The 15,495-nt window shown below is 71.3% G+C and carries 19 protein-coding genes and 1 pseudogene; 15 read left to right on the plus strand and 5 right to left on the minus strand.

Translation table 11 applies throughout. The features are described 5' to 3' along the window. A pseudogene (locus ABD466_RS20480) lies at nt 1-342 on the minus strand (hypothetical protein); the annotation flags it as partial. A gap of 124 nt (nt 343-466) precedes the next feature. On the opposite strand from ABD466_RS20480, the gene mqnE reads away from it, so the two are divergent. The 8 genes from mqnE to mqnC all read left to right on the plus strand — a co-directional run bounded on the left by mqnE (nt 467) and on the right by mqnC (nt 6,711). Next, nucleotides 467-1,627, plus strand: a complete 1,161-nt coding sequence (gene mqnE / locus ABD466_RS20485; protein WP_344658719.1) for an aminofutalosine synthase MqnE — start codon at nt 467-469, stop codon at nt 1,625-1,627. A gap of 109 nt (nt 1,628-1,736) precedes the next feature. Beyond that, the gene (locus ABD466_RS20490; protein WP_344658720.1) at nt 1,737-1,943 is read left to right on the plus strand and encodes a hypothetical protein; all 207 of its coding nucleotides are present in this window, start codon (nt 1,737-1,739) and stop codon (nt 1,941-1,943) included. A 5-nt stretch (nt 1,944-1,948) separates the two neighbouring features. Next, on the plus strand, nt 1,949-2,464 hold the full coding sequence (locus ABD466_RS20495) for a GNAT family N-acetyltransferase (protein WP_344658721.1): 516 nt from the start codon (nt 1,949-1,951) through the stop codon (nt 2,462-2,464). A gap of 43 nt (nt 2,465-2,507) precedes the next feature. Beyond that, on the plus strand, nt 2,508-2,861 hold the full coding sequence (locus ABD466_RS20500; protein ID WP_344658722.1) for a DUF4229 domain-containing protein: 354 nt from the start codon (nt 2,508-2,510) through the stop codon (nt 2,859-2,861). Nucleotides 2,862-2,884: 23 nt separating this feature from the next. Further along, on the plus strand, nt 2,885-3,775 hold the full coding sequence (locus ABD466_RS20505) for a menaquinone biosynthetic enzyme MqnA/MqnD family protein (RefSeq protein WP_344658723.1): 891 nt from the start codon (nt 2,885-2,887) through the stop codon (nt 3,773-3,775). A 54-nt stretch (nt 3,776-3,829) separates the two neighbouring features. After that, nucleotides 3,830-4,393 carry a PaaI family thioesterase gene (locus ABD466_RS20510; protein WP_344658724.1) on the plus strand — a complete coding sequence of 188 codons (564 nt, stop codon included), beginning with the start codon at nt 3,830-3,832 and terminating at the stop codon, nt 4,391-4,393. Between the two features lie 75 nt (nt 4,394-4,468). Further along, nucleotides 4,469-5,440 carry a DUF1152 domain-containing protein gene (locus ABD466_RS20515; RefSeq protein WP_344658725.1) on the plus strand — a complete coding sequence of 324 codons (972 nt, stop codon included), beginning with the start codon at nt 4,469-4,471 and terminating at the stop codon, nt 5,438-5,440. A gap of 56 nt (nt 5,441-5,496) precedes the next feature. After that, nucleotides 5,497-6,711 carry a cyclic dehypoxanthinyl futalosine synthase gene (gene mqnC / locus ABD466_RS20520; protein WP_344658726.1) on the plus strand — a complete coding sequence of 405 codons (1,215 nt, stop codon included), beginning with the start codon at nt 5,497-5,499 and terminating at the stop codon, nt 6,709-6,711. Nucleotides 6,712-6,739: 28 nt separating this feature from the next. On the opposite strand, the gene ABD466_RS20525 is transcribed toward mqnC, so the two are convergent. From ABD466_RS20525 to ABD466_RS20535, 3 genes are read right to left on the minus strand one after another with little or no spacing between them, the layout of a single operon-like run. Further along, nucleotides 6,740-7,195, minus strand: a complete 456-nt coding sequence (locus ABD466_RS20525) for a MarR family winged helix-turn-helix transcriptional regulator (protein ID WP_344658727.1) — start codon at nt 7,193-7,195, stop codon at nt 6,740-6,742. Beyond that, nucleotides 7,192-7,611, minus strand: coding sequence for an EVE domain-containing protein (locus ABD466_RS20530; protein WP_344658728.1), 420 nt, complete (start codon nt 7,609-7,611; stop codon nt 7,192-7,194). The genes ABD466_RS20525 and ABD466_RS20530 overlap by 4 nt, the downstream gene beginning before the upstream one ends. After that, nucleotides 7,608-8,096: an SRPBCC family protein gene (locus ABD466_RS20535; RefSeq protein WP_344658729.1), complete on the minus strand. Its 489-nt coding sequence runs from the start codon at nt 8,094-8,096 to the stop codon at nt 7,608-7,610. Before ABD466_RS20535 ends, ABD466_RS20530 begins: the two co-directional genes overlap by 4 nt. A gap of 103 nt (nt 8,097-8,199) precedes the next feature. Here ABD466_RS20535 and ABD466_RS20540 point away from each other — a divergent pair, with 103 nt between their 5' ends. From ABD466_RS20540 to ABD466_RS20560, 5 genes are all read left to right on the plus strand, one after another. Beyond that, on the plus strand, nt 8,200-9,744 hold the full coding sequence (locus ABD466_RS20540; protein ID WP_344658730.1) for an AMP-binding protein: 1,545 nt from the start codon (nt 8,200-8,202) through the stop codon (nt 9,742-9,744). Between the two features lie 193 nt (nt 9,745-9,937). After that, entirely contained in the window at nt 9,938-10,174 is a 237-nt protein-coding gene (locus ABD466_RS20545) for a hypothetical protein (RefSeq protein WP_344658731.1), read from the plus strand. After that, nucleotides 10,171-11,367, plus strand: a complete 1,197-nt coding sequence (locus ABD466_RS20550) for a hypothetical protein (protein ID WP_344658732.1) — start codon at nt 10,171-10,173, stop codon at nt 11,365-11,367. Before ABD466_RS20545 ends, ABD466_RS20550 begins: the two co-directional genes overlap by 4 nt. A 24-nt stretch (nt 11,368-11,391) precedes the next feature. Next, on the plus strand, nt 11,392-12,186 hold the full coding sequence (locus tag ABD466_RS20555; RefSeq protein WP_344658733.1) for a hypothetical protein: 795 nt from the start codon (nt 11,392-11,394) through the stop codon (nt 12,184-12,186). 1 nt (nt 12,187) lies between these two features. Next, nucleotides 12,188-12,859 carry a hypothetical protein gene (locus ABD466_RS20560; protein WP_344658734.1) on the plus strand — a complete coding sequence of 224 codons (672 nt, stop codon included), beginning with the start codon at nt 12,188-12,190 and terminating at the stop codon, nt 12,857-12,859. Nucleotides 12,860-12,950: 91 nt separating this feature from the next. Here ABD466_RS20560 and ABD466_RS20565 read toward each other — a convergent pair whose 3' ends face one another. Next, nucleotides 12,951-13,280 carry a hypothetical protein gene (locus ABD466_RS20565; protein ID WP_344658735.1) on the minus strand — a complete coding sequence of 110 codons (330 nt, stop codon included), beginning with the start codon at nt 13,278-13,280 and terminating at the stop codon, nt 12,951-12,953. Nucleotides 13,281-13,375: 95 nt separating this feature from the next. On the opposite strand from ABD466_RS20565, the gene ABD466_RS20570 reads away from it, so the two are divergent. Continuing rightward, entirely contained in the window at nt 13,376-14,662 is a 1,287-nt protein-coding gene (locus ABD466_RS20570; RefSeq protein ID WP_344658736.1) for an amidohydrolase family protein, read from the plus strand. Nucleotides 14,663-14,799: 137 nt separating this feature from the next. After that, a complete protein-coding gene (locus ABD466_RS20575) occupies nt 14,800-15,495 on the plus strand; it encodes a demethylmenaquinone methyltransferase (RefSeq protein WP_344658737.1) in 696 nt (231 codons plus the stop codon).

Below are 15,495 nucleotides of genomic sequence, written 5' to 3' on the forward strand. Positions count from 1 at the left end.
CCCGTCGTCGTAGCCCGCTTCCCGGCCGCCGGAGCGCGAGCCGCGCCGGGCGCCGGAGCGGCCGTCGTCCTCGTAGCCGCCGGAGTACGCCGCGCCGCCGCGGCCGCCGGCGGCGGGGCGGCCCTGCGGCTGCCCCTGTTGTCCGTAGCCGTCGTCGTACCCTCCGCGGCGGGTGCGGTCGTCGCGCCCGGCCGGACGCTGCGCCGACCGCGGTTGCGGCTCCCACGGCGTCTGTGCGGCGTTCGCTCGCTGACCGTAGCCGTCAGGACGCTGACCGCGACCGCCACCACGCTCGTCCGGCGGGGGCCAGTCGGCGGCTCGTCTGGAGGGTGATTCGGACATGATGACGACTATCCGCTGTCGGGGCTCCGGATGGCAACGTGATCTAGGAATCCGAACGATGTTGTGACACCCGCGGGGCGTACCCTGCTTCTGCCGGTGCTACAGCGACAGAAGAGGTGAAGGCATGGATTCCGGGCTGAAGCGGGAGATCGAGGAGAAAGTCCTCTCCGGCTCGCGGCTGTCCTTCGACGACGGGGTGGCGCTGTACGACACCGACGAGGTGGCGTGGCTCGGCGAGCTCGCGCACGAGATCCGGACGCGGAAGAACGGCGACAAGGTCTACTTCAACGTCAACCGCCACCTGAACATGACGAACGTCTGTTCGGCGTCGTGCGCGTACTGCTCCTTCCAGCGCAAGCCGGGGGAGAAGGACGCCTACACGATGCGCATCGAGGAGGCGGTGCGGCTGGCCAAGGGCATGGAGCCGGACGGCATCACCGAACTGCACATCGTCAACGGCCTGCACCCCACGCTGCCCTGGCGCTACTACCCCAAGTCGATCAGCGAGCTGAAGGCGGTGCTGCCCGGCGTCTCGATCAAGGCCTTCACCGCCACCGAGATCCACTGGTTCGAGCGCATCTCCGGGCTGAGCGCCGACGCCATCCTGGACGAGCTGATCGAGGCCGGCCTGGAGTCGCTGACCGGCGGCGGAGCGGAGATCTTCGACGAGGAGATCCGGTCGCGGATCGTGGACCACCAGACGCACTGGGAGGACTGGTCCCGGATCCACCGGCTGGCGCACGCCAAGGGGCTGCGGACGCCGGCCACCATGCTGTACGGGCACATCGAGCAGCCGCGGCACCGGGTGGACCACGTCCTGCGGCTGCGGCAGCTGCAGGACGAGACCGGCGGCTTCGCGGTCTTCATCCCGCTGCGCTTCCAGCACGACTTCCACGACAGCAAGGACGGTAAGGTCCGGAACCGGCTGATGGGCCAGCCGATGGCCACCGGCGTGGAGGCGCTGAAGACCTTCGCGGTCTCCCGGCTGCTGCTGGACAACTTCGACCACGTGAAGTGCTTCTGGGTCATGCACGGCCTGTCCACCGCGCAGCTGGCGCTCAACTACGGCGCCGACGACCTGGACGGCTCGGTGGTCGAGTACAAGATCACGCACGACGCCGACAACTTCGGCACGCCGGACAAGATGACCCGCGAGGACCTGCTGGAGTTGATCCGCGACGCCGGGTTCACGCCGGTGGAGCGGAACACCCGCTACGAGGTCATCAAGGAGTACGAGGGCCCGGAGCCGGCGCGGCGCGAGGAGCCGCAGCTGATGACGTTCTGAGTCGGGACCGTCACGGACGGCGAACGATCTCCCGGGCGGGAGGCGTTCGCCGTCCGCGGTGTCAGCCTGATTTGGGATTCGGTGGACCGGTATCGCATAGTCCTATCTTGTGAAGTCTCCCGATCGTTCCCGCCGCCCCTTCAGCCTCGGCACCGAGCTGCGGATCCTGGCCGTCGGCCTGTTCGCGGTGGCCGGCGGCGCGCTGCTGCTGGACCGGACCGAGCCCGTGGCGCCGGTCGAGGTCTTCGGCGCCGCGCTGATCGTGGTCGCCGTCACCGTGGTGAACATCGCGGTCGGGCTGCGGCGGGCCCGCTGACCGCCATGGCCCTGACGTTCCGCACGTACTCCGAGATCCCCGGCGCGTTGCGTGCCCGGCTGGTCGACGCCTGGGTGGACGCCACCAACGCCGGCGGGGCCGTCGGCTTCGTCGCCCCGGTGCGGCGCGAGGCCGTGGACGCCAAGGCGTTCCAGGGCTTCAACGCCGGGCTGGACCTGCTGCTCGTGGGCTCGGAGGCGCCGGACGGCGACCCGGTCGCGTTCCTGGTGGTCGCCGACCACCGGTTCGCGCTGAAGGACCATGTGCGGATCCTGAAGACCGTGGTCGTGCACCCGAAGCACCAGGGCAAGGGCTACGGCGTGGAGTTGATGCGGGAGGCCGAGCGCGTGGCGCGTACCCTCGACGGTGTCGAGCTGCTCCACCTCACCTGCCGCGGCGGGCTCGGGCTGGAACGGTTCTACGCCAAGTGCGGATACACCGAGGTCGGCCGCATCCCGCGCATGCTGCGGGTCGCGGCGGACGACTACCGGGACGAGGTCCACATGGCCCTGAGCCTGTAGCCTCGCCCGTCGCTGGTCTCATACCGATGGAAGGAGTCGGCGGATGCCTGCCGACAACAAGACAGCCGCCCAGACCGCCGCGGCCGGCACGCCCGACCTGGAGGCGCGCCTGGTCTCGGCGTCCGCCAAGCACGCCACGCTGCGCTACGCCACGCTGCGGATCGCGATCTTCATCGTGTCGCTCGGCGTGCTGTGGGGCGTCGTGGCCGCGACCGGGCACATCGTCACCGGCGCGGGCGCGCTGTACCTGATGATGGGCGCGCTGCTGGTCTCCGGCGTGGCGTCGTTCTTCCTGCTGTCGCGGCAGCGGGACGCGATGTCCGAGCAGGTCACCGCGCGCACCGAGAAGCTCGCCGGCAGGTTCCAGGCGAACGCCGCCCTGGAGGACGAGGACTGATCAGCCGGACGTAGCCTGGGTGGGTGGACGACAACTCCGGCGCGCGGCTCGAAGCGCACCTCACCCAGTGCCGGCGGCGACCCCGCGTCGGGCACATCCAGTTCCTCAACTGCCTGCCCATCTACTGGGGCCTGGTCAGCTCCGGCGCCATCCTCGACATGGAGCTGGTCAAGCACAGCCCTGACGTGCTCTCCAACCTGCTGGTGGCCGGCGACCTGGACATCGGCCCGATCAGCCTGGTCGAGTACCTGCGCCACGCCGACGACCTGGTGGTGCTGCCGGACGTCGCGGTCGGCAGCGACGGCCCGGTGACGAGCTGCAACCTGGTGAGCCGGGTGCCGTTCGAGGAGCTCGGCGGCGCCCGCGTCGCGCTCGGCTCGACCAGCCGCACCACGGTCGAGCTGGCCCAGCTGATCCTGCGGGAGAAGTACGGCGTGCGCCCGGACTACTTCCCCTGCGCGCCGGACCTGGAGCTGATGCTGCGGGAGGGCGCGGCCGGGGTGATCATCGGCGACCCGGCGCTGCGGGCCTGGCTCCACGACGCGCGGCGGCTGGGCGCGGACCTGCTGGACCTCGGGCAGGCGTGGAAGGACTGGACCGGCCTGCCGATGGTGTTCGCGGTCTGGGCGGTGCGCCGGGAGTATCTGGAGAAGTTCCCGGACATCGTGCACGAAGTCCACGCCGCGTTCCTGCGCTCGCGCGACATCTCGCTGGAGCACGTCGACAAGGTCGCCCGCCAGGTCGAGCGCTGGGAGCAGTTCCCCGCCGCGGAGCTGGAGGACTACTTCACCACGCTGGACTTCTCACTGGGCGAGCGGCAGCTGGAGGGCGTCCGCGAGTTCGCGCGCCAGGTCGGGCCGCAGATCGGCGTCCCGGTCGTCCCGGAGATCGCGCTGCTCGGGACACGGGTCTAGACTCGCGGTTACTTATCGGTAGCTAACTTGCGCACCCCCCGGAGGACCGCGGCCGTGACCGAGACCTTGGACGGCGTTGAGAGCGCTGACACAGCCGACCCCGCGACCGCGGACCCATCCGGCGAGCGCACCCGCACCTACAGCTGGAGCGACCCGCTGGCCTCCTCCTCCGAGGCCGCGGGCCTGTCCGGCATCGAGTACCTGCGCGCCATGGCCGAGGGCCGCATGGCCCGCCCCCCGATCTCGGTCACCATGGGCATCGACGGCCTGACCGAGGTCGAGGAGGGTCGCGTCGTCTTCCACATGACCCCCGCGGAGCACCACTACAACCCGATCGGCTCGGTCCACGGCGGGGCCTTCGCCACCCTGCTGGACTCCGCCTGCGGCTGCGCCGTCCAGTCGCTGCTCCCCGCCGGCGACTTCTACACGTCCCTGGACCTGTCGGTGAAGTTCCTGCGCGGCATGACCAAGGACACCGGCCCGGTCCAGTGCATCGGCACCGTGACCCACATCGGACGGCGGACCGCGCTGGCCGAGGCGCGGATCGTGGACGCGAACGGGAAGCTGTACGCGACGGCCACTTCGAGCTGCATGGTGTTCCGGGCGGGGGACGCGTAGGAAGGTACATGACTGTTCACTGGGCGTCCGGTATCCACGCGATGAGGTCGCAGGCCGCCGTTATCGTCCTCTGACATGACGACGACCACCACCAGCCTCGGCGACCTTCCCCTGTTCGCCGCCCTCGCGGGCTCCCGGCGCATCCTCGTCGCCGGGGCCGGCGGCGGATTCGACGTGTACGGCGGGCTTCCGCTCGCGTTCGCGCTGCGGGCGCGCGGGGCGGAGGTGTTCCTGGGGAACCTGACGTTCGTCGCGTCCGGGTTCACGCTCGAGTCCTGGCTCGCGCCGGATGTCGCGGCGATCACGCCGGCCAGCGGCGGGTTCGCCGAGTACTTCCCGGAGCGGACGTTGGCGCGGTGGCTGAAGACCGTGGGGGAGCCCTCCACGGTCTACGCGTTCCAGCGGACCGGGGTCGAGCCGCTGCGGGCGGCGTACCGGGCGCTGGTGGAGCACCACGGGATCGACGCGATCGTGCTGGTCGACGGCGGGACCGACATCCTCATGCGGGGGGATGAGGCGGGCTTGGGCACGCCGGAGGAGGACATGGCGAGCCTGGGGGCCGTGGCCGGGCTGTCCGAGGTGCCGGTGCGGCTGGTGACGAGCATCGGCTTCGGCATCGACGCCCACCACGGTGTCAACCACGTGCAGGTGCTGGAGAACCTCGCCGACCTGGACGCCGACGGCCACTACCTCGGGGCCTTCTCCATCCCGCGCTCCAGCCGGGAGGGTGCCCTCTACCTGGACGCCGTCGCCCACGCGCAGGAGCACACGCCGTCGCGGCCGTCGATCGTGCACGGTCAGATCGCGTCGGCGATGCTCGGTGTGTCCGGAAACGTCCAATTCACACAACGCACACATGGCAGTGTGCTTTTTGTGAATCCGCTCATGGCGATGTACTTCACAGTCACGGTCGAGGGACTCGCGGCGCGTCATCTGTATCTGCCGCTGTTGGAGGGGACGCAGACCATCCGGCAGATCTCGACGATCATCGGGAACTTCCGGGACGCCCTGCCCGGGCGGCGGGCACCCAGACAGTTCCCGCACTGATCCGCGAAGTACGCTGGAACGCGCACGCGATGACCCCGGACCGAAGGGCACCCCCGATGAGCAGGCAGATCGCCGCCGAGCTGCAGGACGCGCTGGACCGGGCCGCGGACGGCGGGCGGATCGAGCACGACGAGGCGCTGGAGCTCTACCGGCACGCGCCGCTGCACGCCCTGGGCACCGCCGCCGACGCCGCGCGCCGCAAGCGCTTCTCCGGTGTGTACGGCGAGCAGGGCGAGATCGCGACGTACATCATCGAGCGGAACATCAACTACACGAACGCGTGCGTCACCGCGTGCAAGTTCTGTGCCTTCTACGCCGCGCCGAAGTCGGACAAGGTGTGGACCCGCGAGCTCGACGACATCCTGCGGCGCTGCGCCGAGACCGTCGCGCTGGGCGGCACGCAGATCATGTTCCAGGGCGGCCACCACCCGGACTACGGCGTCGAGTACTACGAGAAGAACTTCCGCGCCATCAAGGCCGGCTTCCCGCAGCTGGTCATCCACTCCCTCGGCGCGTCCGAGGTGCAGCACATGGCCAAGGTCTCCGGCGTGTCGATCGAGGAGGCCATCACCCGGCTGAAGGAGGCCGGCCTGGACTCGTTCGCCGGCGCCGGCGCCGAGCTGCTCCCGGCCCGCCCGCGCACCGCCATCGCGCCGCTGAAGGAGTCCGGCGAGCGCTGGCTGGAGATCATGGAGACGGCGCACGGCCTGGGCCTGGAGAGCACCTCCACGATGCTGATGGGCACCGGCGAGACCAACGCCGAGCGCATCGAGCACCTGCGCATGATCCGCGACGTGCAGGACCGCACCGGCGGCTTCCGCGCCTTCATCCCGTACACCTACCAGCCGGAGAACAACCACCTCAAGGGCCGTACACAGGCCACGATGTTCGAGTACCTCCGCCTGATCGCGGTGGCCCGGCTGTACCTGTACAACGTCGCCCACATCCAGGGCTCCTGGCTGACCGTCGGCAAGGAGGCCGGCCAGCTCTCCCTGCACTACGGCGCCGACGACCTCGGCTCGGTGATGCTGGAGGAGAACGTCGTCTCCTCGGCCGGGGCCAGGCACCGCTCCAACCGCATGGAGCTGATCCACCTGATCCGCGCCGCCGGCCGCGTCCCGGCCCAGCGCAGCACGACGTACCAGCTGCTCACCGTGCACGACGACCCGGCGAACGACCCGGTCGACGACCACGTGATGAGCCACATCGCGTCCACCGCGATCGAGGGCGGGACCGCGCACCCGGAGCTGAAGCTCGTCGACGTGCGCTGAGCCGCCGGGGCCGGGCTCCGGGACCGGGCTAGGCGGCGGCGCTCTTCAGCCGCCGCAGCGCGGCCGCGAAGCCGGCGACGTCGGGGCCGAGCGCCCCGAAGAACGCGGCGTCACAGGCCTCGACGGCGACCACGGCGCGGTTGGCCAGATCGCGTCCGGCCGGCGTGACGGCCAGCGCGCGGGCCCGCCGGTCCTGCGGGTGCGGGCGCCGCTCGACCAGGCCGCGCTCCTCCAGGGCGCGCAGCACCTGCGAGGTCATCATCGGGTCGGTCGCGGCGTGGTCGGCCAGCGCCTTCTGGGTGACCGGCCCGTCGCCGCCCAGCCAGGTGAGGGCGGCGAGCAGGACGAACTGGACGTGGGTCAGGCCGTGGGGCTTCAGGCTCGCCCGGATCGCCGCCTGCCAGCGGTTCGTGACCTGCCAGAGCAGCAATCCGGGGCTCTCCTCGGCGTCGGCGAATCCGGTGGCGAGGTCCGATGGGGTCACGAGCCGACCATAGCGGACCGGATCCGGGCGAAATCGGACGGCGTCAGCTCCACCAGCCCCCTCCGGAGCTGATAGCCCCAGTTCGGCCCGGAGGTCAGGTCCAGCCGCCCGCCGAATCCGGCGATCGGCGCCTCGACGGCGTCGGGCAGATACCGCACCCGGCGGCGCCAGGGCTGGAACGCGCCCTCGTCGGCCTGCCAGATCACGTCGTCCACGACCTCACCGAGAGCGGTGAACGCCTGGAGCGGAGCCCCGCCGCGCAGGCTGGTGCGCGGCGAGTAGTAGACCAGCCAGTCGCCGGGGCTCAGGCGCGCCAGCCCGGTCCGCTTGCCGTGCCCGAGCTGGGCGATGCCCAGTCCGGTGCCGCGGCGGACGTGGTCGCGGCAGACGACCCCGAGCCAGTACCGGGTGCTCATGCCGTGACCTCCGCCCGCACGCCGGAGCCGGCGCCGACCGGGGCGCCGTGCGGGCCGTGGGCGTCGGCCTCGGCCGCGTCCTTCAGGCTGTCCAGGTCCCTCTGCAGGGTCTCGGCGATCCCCTTGCCCAGGATCAGGTTCCAGACCCGGGCCATCGGCCCGGCCAGCGTCACCGCCACCTCGACCGCCGTCGTGCCGTCCGCCTCGGCGGCCACGAGGTGCCGGAACGTCAGCCGCGCCCCGAGCAGCAGCGAGACGTCGGTGAACTCCTTGTCGTCCAGCTTCTCCACCACGAACTTCGTCTTGGGCCCGCCCTTGGGCTTCAGCACGCCGGTCGCCCCGGCGGCGAACTCCCCGTCGAGCCGCACCCACTCCGTGTCGGCGTTCCACTCGGGCCAGGTGGCCATGTCGGCCCAGCGGGCGAAGAAGGCGGCCGGGGCGGCGGCCGAGGTGATGCGGGCGGTGCCGAGAGTCTTCGTCGTCATGGATTTAGTATGCGCGCTTAGTATTTGCGGTGTCAACCCGCCGGGCGGGTGAACAGTTGGACACCCTCTAGGCAGGGCTACTGAGAAGTAAGACAGTGAGGAGATGCAGATTCCCCTCACTGTCTCGGACTTCCTGGACCGCGCTGAGCTCGTCTATCGCGACCGCGCGGCGATCGTCGACGAACCCGACCAGCCCGCGCCCTCCTGGGGCACGCTGACCTACGGCGAGCTCGCGCGGCGCGCGCGGGCGCAGGCCGCGGCGCTGGACCGGCTCGGGGTCGGGGCCGGGGCGCGGGTGGCTGTGGTGTCCCACAACTCCGCGCGGCTGCTCACCTCGTTCTTCGGCGTCAGCGGGTACGGCCGGGTGCTGGTGCCGGTCAACTTCCGCCTGAAGGCCGAGGAGGTGGCCTACATCGTCGAGCACAGCGGGGCCGAGGTGCTGCTCGTCGATCCGGAGCTGGACGACTCGCTCAAGGAGGTGGCGGCGCGGCACCGGTTCGTGATCGGCGAGGACTGCGACGCCGAGTTCTTCAGCGGGGACCATGATCCGGTGCGGCACGCGGTGGAGGAGGGCGACACCGCCACGATCAACTACACCTCCGGCACCACCGCGCGGCCGAAGGGCGTGCAGCTGACGCATCGCAACCTCTGGCTGAACGCGGTCCTGATGGGGCTGCACCTCGGCGTCGGCGAGCGGGACGTGTACCTGCACACGCTGCCGATGTTCCACGCCAACGGCTGGGGCATGCCGTACGTGGTCACCGGCCTCGGTGCCGGGCAGGTCGTGCTGCGCAAGGTGGACGGCGCCGAGATCCTGCGGCGCGTCGAGGAGCACGGCGTCACGCTGCTCAACGGCGCCCCGACGGTCATCGCCATGGTGCTGGCCGCGGCCAGGGAGTGGGACGGTGAGATCCCCGGCCGGGACCGGGTACGGGTGGTGGTGGCCGGCGCCCCGCCGCCGAGCACCGTCATCCAGCAGGTGGAGGACGTGCTGGGCTGGCAGTTCAACCAGATCTACGGCCTCACCGAGACCGCCCCGCTGGTCACCGTGAACCGGCCGCGTGCCGAGTGGGACGGCCTGTCGAGCCTGGAGCGCGCCCGGAACCTGATGCGCGCCGGCGTCCCGTCGCTGGGCACGCGGATGGTCACCGACGCGGAGGGCGAGGTGTTGGTCCGCTCCAACGTCGTGTTGTCCGGCTACTGGCAGCAGCCCGAGGAGTCGGCGCGGGCCCTGGAGGACGACTGGTTCCACACCGGCGACGGCGGCGAGATCGGCGAGGACGGCTATCTGACCATCTCCGACCGCAAGAAGGACGTCATCATCACCGGCGGCGAGAACGTGTCGTCCATCGAGGTGGAGGACGCGCTGTACAAGCACCCGGCGATCGCCGAGTGCGCGGTGATCGGCGTTCCGGACGAGAAGTGGGGCGAGACCATCAAGGCCCTGGTGGTCCTGAAGGACGACCACGGCTCCCGGGCCACGACGGAGGCCGAGGTGATCCGGCACTGCAAGGGCCTGATCGCCGGTTACAAGGCCCCGACGAGCGTGGAGTTCCGCGAGGTCCTGCCGCGCACCGCCACCGGCAAACTGCAGAAGTTCAAACTGCGCGAGCCCTACTGGACGGGCCACGAGCGCCGGGTCAACTGAGGAAATGATCTAAGGGTTCTTGTATAGGGGTGCCGGAGCCCGCTAGATTGTCGCGAGTTCACATCGGGCGCACATGACGGTCACGCGGGTTTCGGCACGCATCACAGGGGGCGGCCCTATGTCAGGGACATTGGTACTCGACGATGCCACGCTCAGTGGCATCGCCAGCACGCTGAGGAGCGCGGCGACACGCATGCAGACCCTCAGCCAATCGCTGCGGGGAATGGACGCCGACGTGGTCGGCGCGGATCCGCTCATCGAGGCCCTGCACAAGATGCAGGAGGCGCTCTCCGGCCGGCTCGGCCTGCTGGCGGTCAGCGTCAACGAACTGGCGTCCAAGGTCACCGACGTCGGCACGTCGGTCCACGACACCGACCGCAAGCTCGCCACCGCGGCCTCGTCCGGCGGCCACCACCGGGAGATGCCGTGAGCGCACACGCCCGCCCCATGCCGAACCTGGGCTGGGACCCGACGCCCGGGGACGTCGGCGGCACCCAGGGTCTGGCCCGCAAGCACGAAGAGGCCGTCACCGAGCTGAACGCCATCATGGCGCTGCTGAAGGGCATCGACGTCGGCCCCTGGCAGGGTGACGCCAAACAGGCCACCGAGGTCCAGGTCTTCGAGAAGGCGATCCCGGCGCTCCAGGCGATCATCACCGACGCCGGCAAGCTGGCCGAGGCCTCCAAGGGCTGGGCCGGGCAGCTGGCCGGCTTCCAGCACGACGCCGACGCGCTGGAGGCCAAGGCCAAGAACGCCAAGGCCGACGTCGAGTCCGCGCAGCACGAGAAGGCGGGGCCGGGCCGGCAGAAGGAGATGGACGTCAAGGACGCCCACGACGCCGCCGACTCGGTCCAGACCGAGGCGCACGAGCTGAACCAGCACTACCTGGAGGCCGCGAAGAAGGACTCCGGTGAGGGCGAGGGCGGCGAGGGCGAGGAGAAGAAGCCCTGGTACGAGGTGATCGAGCCGTACCGGCTGATCCTCGAGGGCGTGCTGTCGCCGCTGGACATCGTCGCCGCCGACCACTGGATCGGCCTGCTGGAGAAGGTGGCCGGCCAGCCGAGCGAGTGGCTCGGCGAGATCGACGAGGCCCTCGAAGGCGTCGAAGGGCTGATGAAGAGCGGCAAGTCCGCCTCCGAGGCGCTGATCGAGGCGGCGAACCTGACCGAGCGGGTCGGCGGCGAGCTCGACGCCTTCGCGGCGTTCGCGCCGGCCTGGCTGCGGACCGCGGCGAGCGGCATCGCCGGCATCAGGGGCCTGAGCTACGGCCTGGGCGGGCTGGGCATCCTGGCCGACGCCCTGACCGTCGCGTATCCGCCGGACAAGGGCGTGATGGGCTGGACCGAGCGCGGCGCGGCGGGCATCAACGGCGGCCTGATCGCCGCCAACATGTTCATGGACGAGATCCCGGTGGTCGGCGAGGTGGTGATGATCGGGACCGGCGTGTACCTCGCCGGGACGTTCCTGTACCACCACTGGAAGCCGTTCCGGAACGTCTGCAACGCGGTCGGCCACGGTACCGTCACCGCCGTGAAGGACATCGGCCACGGCGCCGAGACCGTCGGCAAGGACATCGGCCACGGTGCGAAGAAGGCCTGGCACGCGGTCACGAGTCTGTTCTAGCGGCGCACGAGGAACGAAGAAGACATGAACACCGAGAACTTGATGACGCCGCTGGAGCGCGAGGCCGCGGCCGCCCGCCTGCTGGAGCGGGCCGCGGCCGGCGAGACCGTGGAGCTGACCGTGCTGTCCGGGCTGGAGCGCTGCGTGCTCGGCGGCCCGGCGCAGGCCCTGTTCGAGCAGCGGGTGATGAACGCCTGGAACGAGTTCGGGGAGAAGAACCGCACCAAGGCGATGGACCTGGCGCTGGACGCGCTGCGCGAGCGCGGTCTGCTGCTCGACGACCAGCCGGAGGGGTCGGACGCGCGGGCCTGGAGCCTGTCGCCCGAACTCGGCCTGGTGCAGGCCGCCCGGGAGCGGCCGTCGTTCGTGGTGGCGACCGACGTCGTCAACAAGCAGACCCGGTGCCTGCAGTTCCTCGCCGTCGGCGATCTGGAGCAGCCGGTCCGCGGTGTGGTGATCGAGGAGCCGGTGGCGCTGCCGTCGTCGAAGCCCTACGAGAACACCAAGAAGATGGGTCCGCTGGGCTGGATGACCCGCTACCTGCTGGTGTCCGAGGCCGCCGCGGTCAGGATCCTGACCGAGGTCGCCATGGTTCCGCGGCAGGACCAGGCCGGCTCCTATCCGTACGACATCCGCCGGTTCAAGCACCAGGACGGCAAGCCGGTGACCGAGGCGGGCGTCTCGGTGATCAGCGCCGGCGCCACCGCGCACGTGCGCCTGTTCCGCCAGGATCCGGAGATCCCCGACGAGGTCACGGTGCTGACCGCCGAGGAGCTGGGGACGCTGCTCGCCCGGGTGTTCGCCACCGGATCCTGGTGACGTGAGGCCGGAGGTGCCGGACGTGACGGACCCGCCGGACGGCGAGGAGTACCGCGAACCGCGCTCCGCGCTCAGCGGGCGCCTGATCGCCTGCGGCGGCCTGCTGCCGGCGCTGCTGGTCGCGGCCGCCGTCGTCCTGGGGATCGCGGCGGACCCGGTGTGGTTCGTCGCGGTCCCGGTGGTGCTGCTGGCGCCGCCGTTCTCCATCGCGATCAGCCTGCTGATGCGCAACCGGCGCACCGGCATCGTCGTCGGAGACGCCGGCCTCACGGTCGGCGCCCTCGGCGCGGCCCGTGGGGCGTACCTGATCCCGTGGTCCGCGATCGACACCACCCGGATCGAGACCAGTCCGCGGCTGGTGGACGCCATGATGCGGGCGCGCCGGATCTTCAGCCCGACCCGCTACTGGGGCGTGCCGCGCCGCATGGCGGACTTCACGATCCCGGCCGGCGTGCTGGTCCCGCCGTTCGCGCGCGCGGTGCTGGTCGTCGAACTCGCCGAGGCCACCAGCGTGGTCGGCGAGCCGCCGCCTCCCCGCCGGTACTTCGGCAACTACTTGAACGTGAACTCCTTCAGCCGCAGCTACCGGACGGAAGTCAGCTCCCTGTGGCTCGTGCCGACGCGCCACCCGGACCGTCTCGCCCTCGCCTTGGCGGAGCACGGGTTCTCCTGACGTTTCGCCGCCGGTGCTGCCAGGGTCAGGTCCGTCCCTGGGGACGACGCGCGGCGGGCGGCGACCCCGGCCCCCGGTCCCGTCGTACTCCTCAGTCCGGGTACGAGACCTGCTGCTTGTTCAGGCGGGCGGCACGTCTCGCACCCCGCACCCACCAGACCAGCAGGAAGCCGCCGGAGACGAGCGCGAACAGCCCGAAGACCGCCGCGGCGGCCGTGCCGACCGTGCCGGTGACCCCGTGGCCCCAGGCGGACATGCCCAGCCCGGACAGGATGCCGGCGACGACCCAGACCGGCAGCAGGAACAGCATCGGCCCGACGGCCGGGAACACGAGCGTCGATTCGCCGCCCTGCCGATGCCGGCCCTTGACCGCGGCGTAGCCGGCCACCAAGGCCGGCAGGGCGGTGCCAACGGCCGCCACGACGAGAAGAATCCACAACCCCCACACGGGCCACCATGATCCCCGGGCTGGAGGCCGGGCGACAACACCGGGCGGCGGTGGCATAACCTCGAACCGTGTTGACCCTCCACGCCGCCCCGCTCGTCCTCCCGATGACCTTCGCCCCGATTCCCGACGGCGCGATCCTCGTCGACAACGGCCGTGTCACCGCCGTCGGCACCCGTGCCGAGCTGGTCGCGGCGCACCCCGGCGCCCGGGTCCGGGACTGGCCCGGCATCCTGACCCCGGGCCTGGTCAACAGCCACGCCCACACCCAGTACTTCGACTTCGGCGATCTCGCCTCCTCCGGACTGCCGTTCCCGGAGTGGCTGCACCAGATGGTCGCCCGGCGGGCGACGTTCACCGACGCCATGTGGCAGGAGTCCACGCGCCGCGGCCTGCACGCGTACCTGGAGACGGGCACCACCGCGGTCGCGGACATCGTCACCGAGCCGGTGGTGCTGTCGGCCATCGCCCGCTCGGGCATCCGGGGCGTGGCCTACATCGAGGCGGTCTTCGCCGACGACGCTTCCTGGGCGGCCGGTCGGCGGGCCGAGTTCCTCGCGGCGGTGGACGGTGCCGGGGCCCCGGTCCGGGGCGTCTCCCCGCACACCCCGTTCACCATCAGCACCGGCGTGTACGAGGACTGCGTCGCCATAGCGCACGAGCGCGGCAAGCGACTGCACCCGCACATCGCCGAGACCCTGCAGGAGTCCGAGTACGTGCTGAGCGGCACCGGCCCGTTCGCCGAGAACGCCAAGCAGTTCGGCCTGGACTTCTCCGACATCCTCGGCCGCGGCACCGGCCTGACGCCGGTGGAGTGGGCCGACGCGCGCGGCGCGCTCGGCGCCGACTGCCACATCGCGCACGGCATCCACGTCAGCGCGTCCGATCGCGCGCTGCTGCGCGAGCGGGGCACGGCCGTCGCGCTGTGCGTGCGCTCGAACCGGATCCTGGACGCGGGCCGGCCGCCGGTGGCCGCGTACTTGGAAGAGGGCTCGCCGATAGGGATCGGGACGGACTCCGCCGCGTCGTCGCCGTCGCTGGACCTGCTCGACGAGGCCCGCGCGCTGCGCGCCGTCGCCCGCGAGCAGGGATACACCGCGGACGACCTCGACCAGCGCATCGTCGAGGCGGCGACGCTCGGCGGCGCCGTCGCGCTGGGCCTGTCCGAGGGCCCGGAGCGGGTCGGCCGGCTGGAGCCCGGGGTGCGCGCCGACTTCGCGGTCTTCGCGGTGCCCGAGGACTCGGAGGCGACCGGCGCGGCGGTCTCTGCGACCGCCGACCCGTACCGGCTGCTGATCGACCACGGGCGGTGCGTGGCCACCGTGCTCGGCGGCACGATCGTGCACCGCAAGGTCTGACGGCGCCGCGCTGGACCACGCCGGACCACGCCGGACCACGCCGGTTCCGCGCGCGCATCCCGGCGGTCGGCGGCTCGCCGCGGCTCCCGACCCCACCGCGACGTCGGGAGCCGCGGGCCGGGTGAGAGAATCGGCCCGTGAGCCGAGCATCGCTGGACAAGCAGCCCCACGAAGTCGCCGCCATGTTCGACGGCGTGGCCGAACGCTACGACCTGACGAACGACGTCCTGGCGCTCGGCCAGACGCGCTTGTGGCGCCGCGCCGTCCGCGACGCCGTCGACGCCCGGCCCGGTCAGTGCGTGCTGGACCTCGCGGCGGGCACCGGCACCAGCACCCAGCCGTTCCACGCGGCCGGGGCGCAGACGGTCTCCTGCGACTTCTCCCTCGGCATGCTGCAGGTCGGCAAGCGCCGCCTGCCGCACCTCACGTTCGCCGCCGGCGACGCCACGCGGCTGCCGTTCCGGGACGGTTCCTTCGACGCCGTCACCATCTCCTTCGGCCTGCGCAACGTGCAGGACACCGACTCGGCGCTGCGCGAGATGCACCGGGTGACCAAGCCCGGCGGGCGCCTGGTGGTCTGCGAGTTCTCCCGGCCGACCTTCGCGCCCTTCCGCACCGTCTACATCGAATACCTGATGAAGGCGCTGCCGGCGGTCGCGACGAAGGTGAGTTCGAACCCGGACGCGTACGTCTACCTCGCCGAGTCCATCCGCGCGTGGCCGGACCAGCGAGAGCTGGCCGCGGTGATCGGCAAGGCCGGCTGGCGGCGGGTCGCGCACCGTAACCTGACTGGGGGAATCGTCGCATTGCATCGCGGGATCAAGGAAGACTGA

Source organism: Catenulispora subtropica (genome assembly GCF_039531675.1).
Lineage (GTDB): Bacteria > Actinomycetota > Actinomycetes > Streptomycetales > Catenulisporaceae > Catenulispora > Catenulispora subtropica.

What these genes read in the sequence shown, in the direction of transcription:
- ABD466_RS20545 (WP_344658731.1), top strand. Translation starts at nt 9,938, where the DNA reads ATGCAGACCCTCAGCCAATCGCTGCGGGGAATGGACGCCGACGTGGTC.
- ABD466_RS20530 (WP_344658728.1), bottom strand. Translation starts at nt 7,611, where the DNA reads ATGAGCACCCGGTACTGGCTCGGGGTCGTCTGCCGCGACCACGTCCGC.
- mqnE (WP_344658719.1), top strand. Translation starts at nt 467, where the DNA reads ATGGATTCCGGGCTGAAGCGGGAGATCGAGGAGAAAGTCCTCTCCGGC.
- ABD466_RS20535 (WP_344658729.1), bottom strand. Translation starts at nt 8,096, where the DNA reads ATGACGACGAAGACTCTCGGCACCGCCCGCATCACCTCGGCCGCCGCC.
- mqnC (WP_344658726.1), top strand. Translation starts at nt 5,497, where the DNA reads ATGAGCAGGCAGATCGCCGCCGAGCTGCAGGACGCGCTGGACCGGGCC.
- ABD466_RS20555 (WP_344658733.1), top strand. Translation starts at nt 11,392, where the DNA reads ATGAACACCGAGAACTTGATGACGCCGCTGGAGCGCGAGGCCGCGGCC.
- ABD466_RS20515 (WP_344658725.1), top strand. Translation starts at nt 4,469, where the DNA reads ATGACGACGACCACCACCAGCCTCGGCGACCTTCCCCTGTTCGCCGCC.
- ABD466_RS20495 (WP_344658721.1), top strand. Translation starts at nt 1,949, where the DNA reads ATGGCCCTGACGTTCCGCACGTACTCCGAGATCCCCGGCGCGTTGCGT.
- ABD466_RS20540 (WP_344658730.1), top strand. Translation starts at nt 8,200, where the DNA reads ATGCAGATTCCCCTCACTGTCTCGGACTTCCTGGACCGCGCTGAGCTC.
- ABD466_RS20500 (WP_344658722.1), top strand. Translation starts at nt 2,508, where the DNA reads ATGCCTGCCGACAACAAGACAGCCGCCCAGACCGCCGCGGCCGGCACG.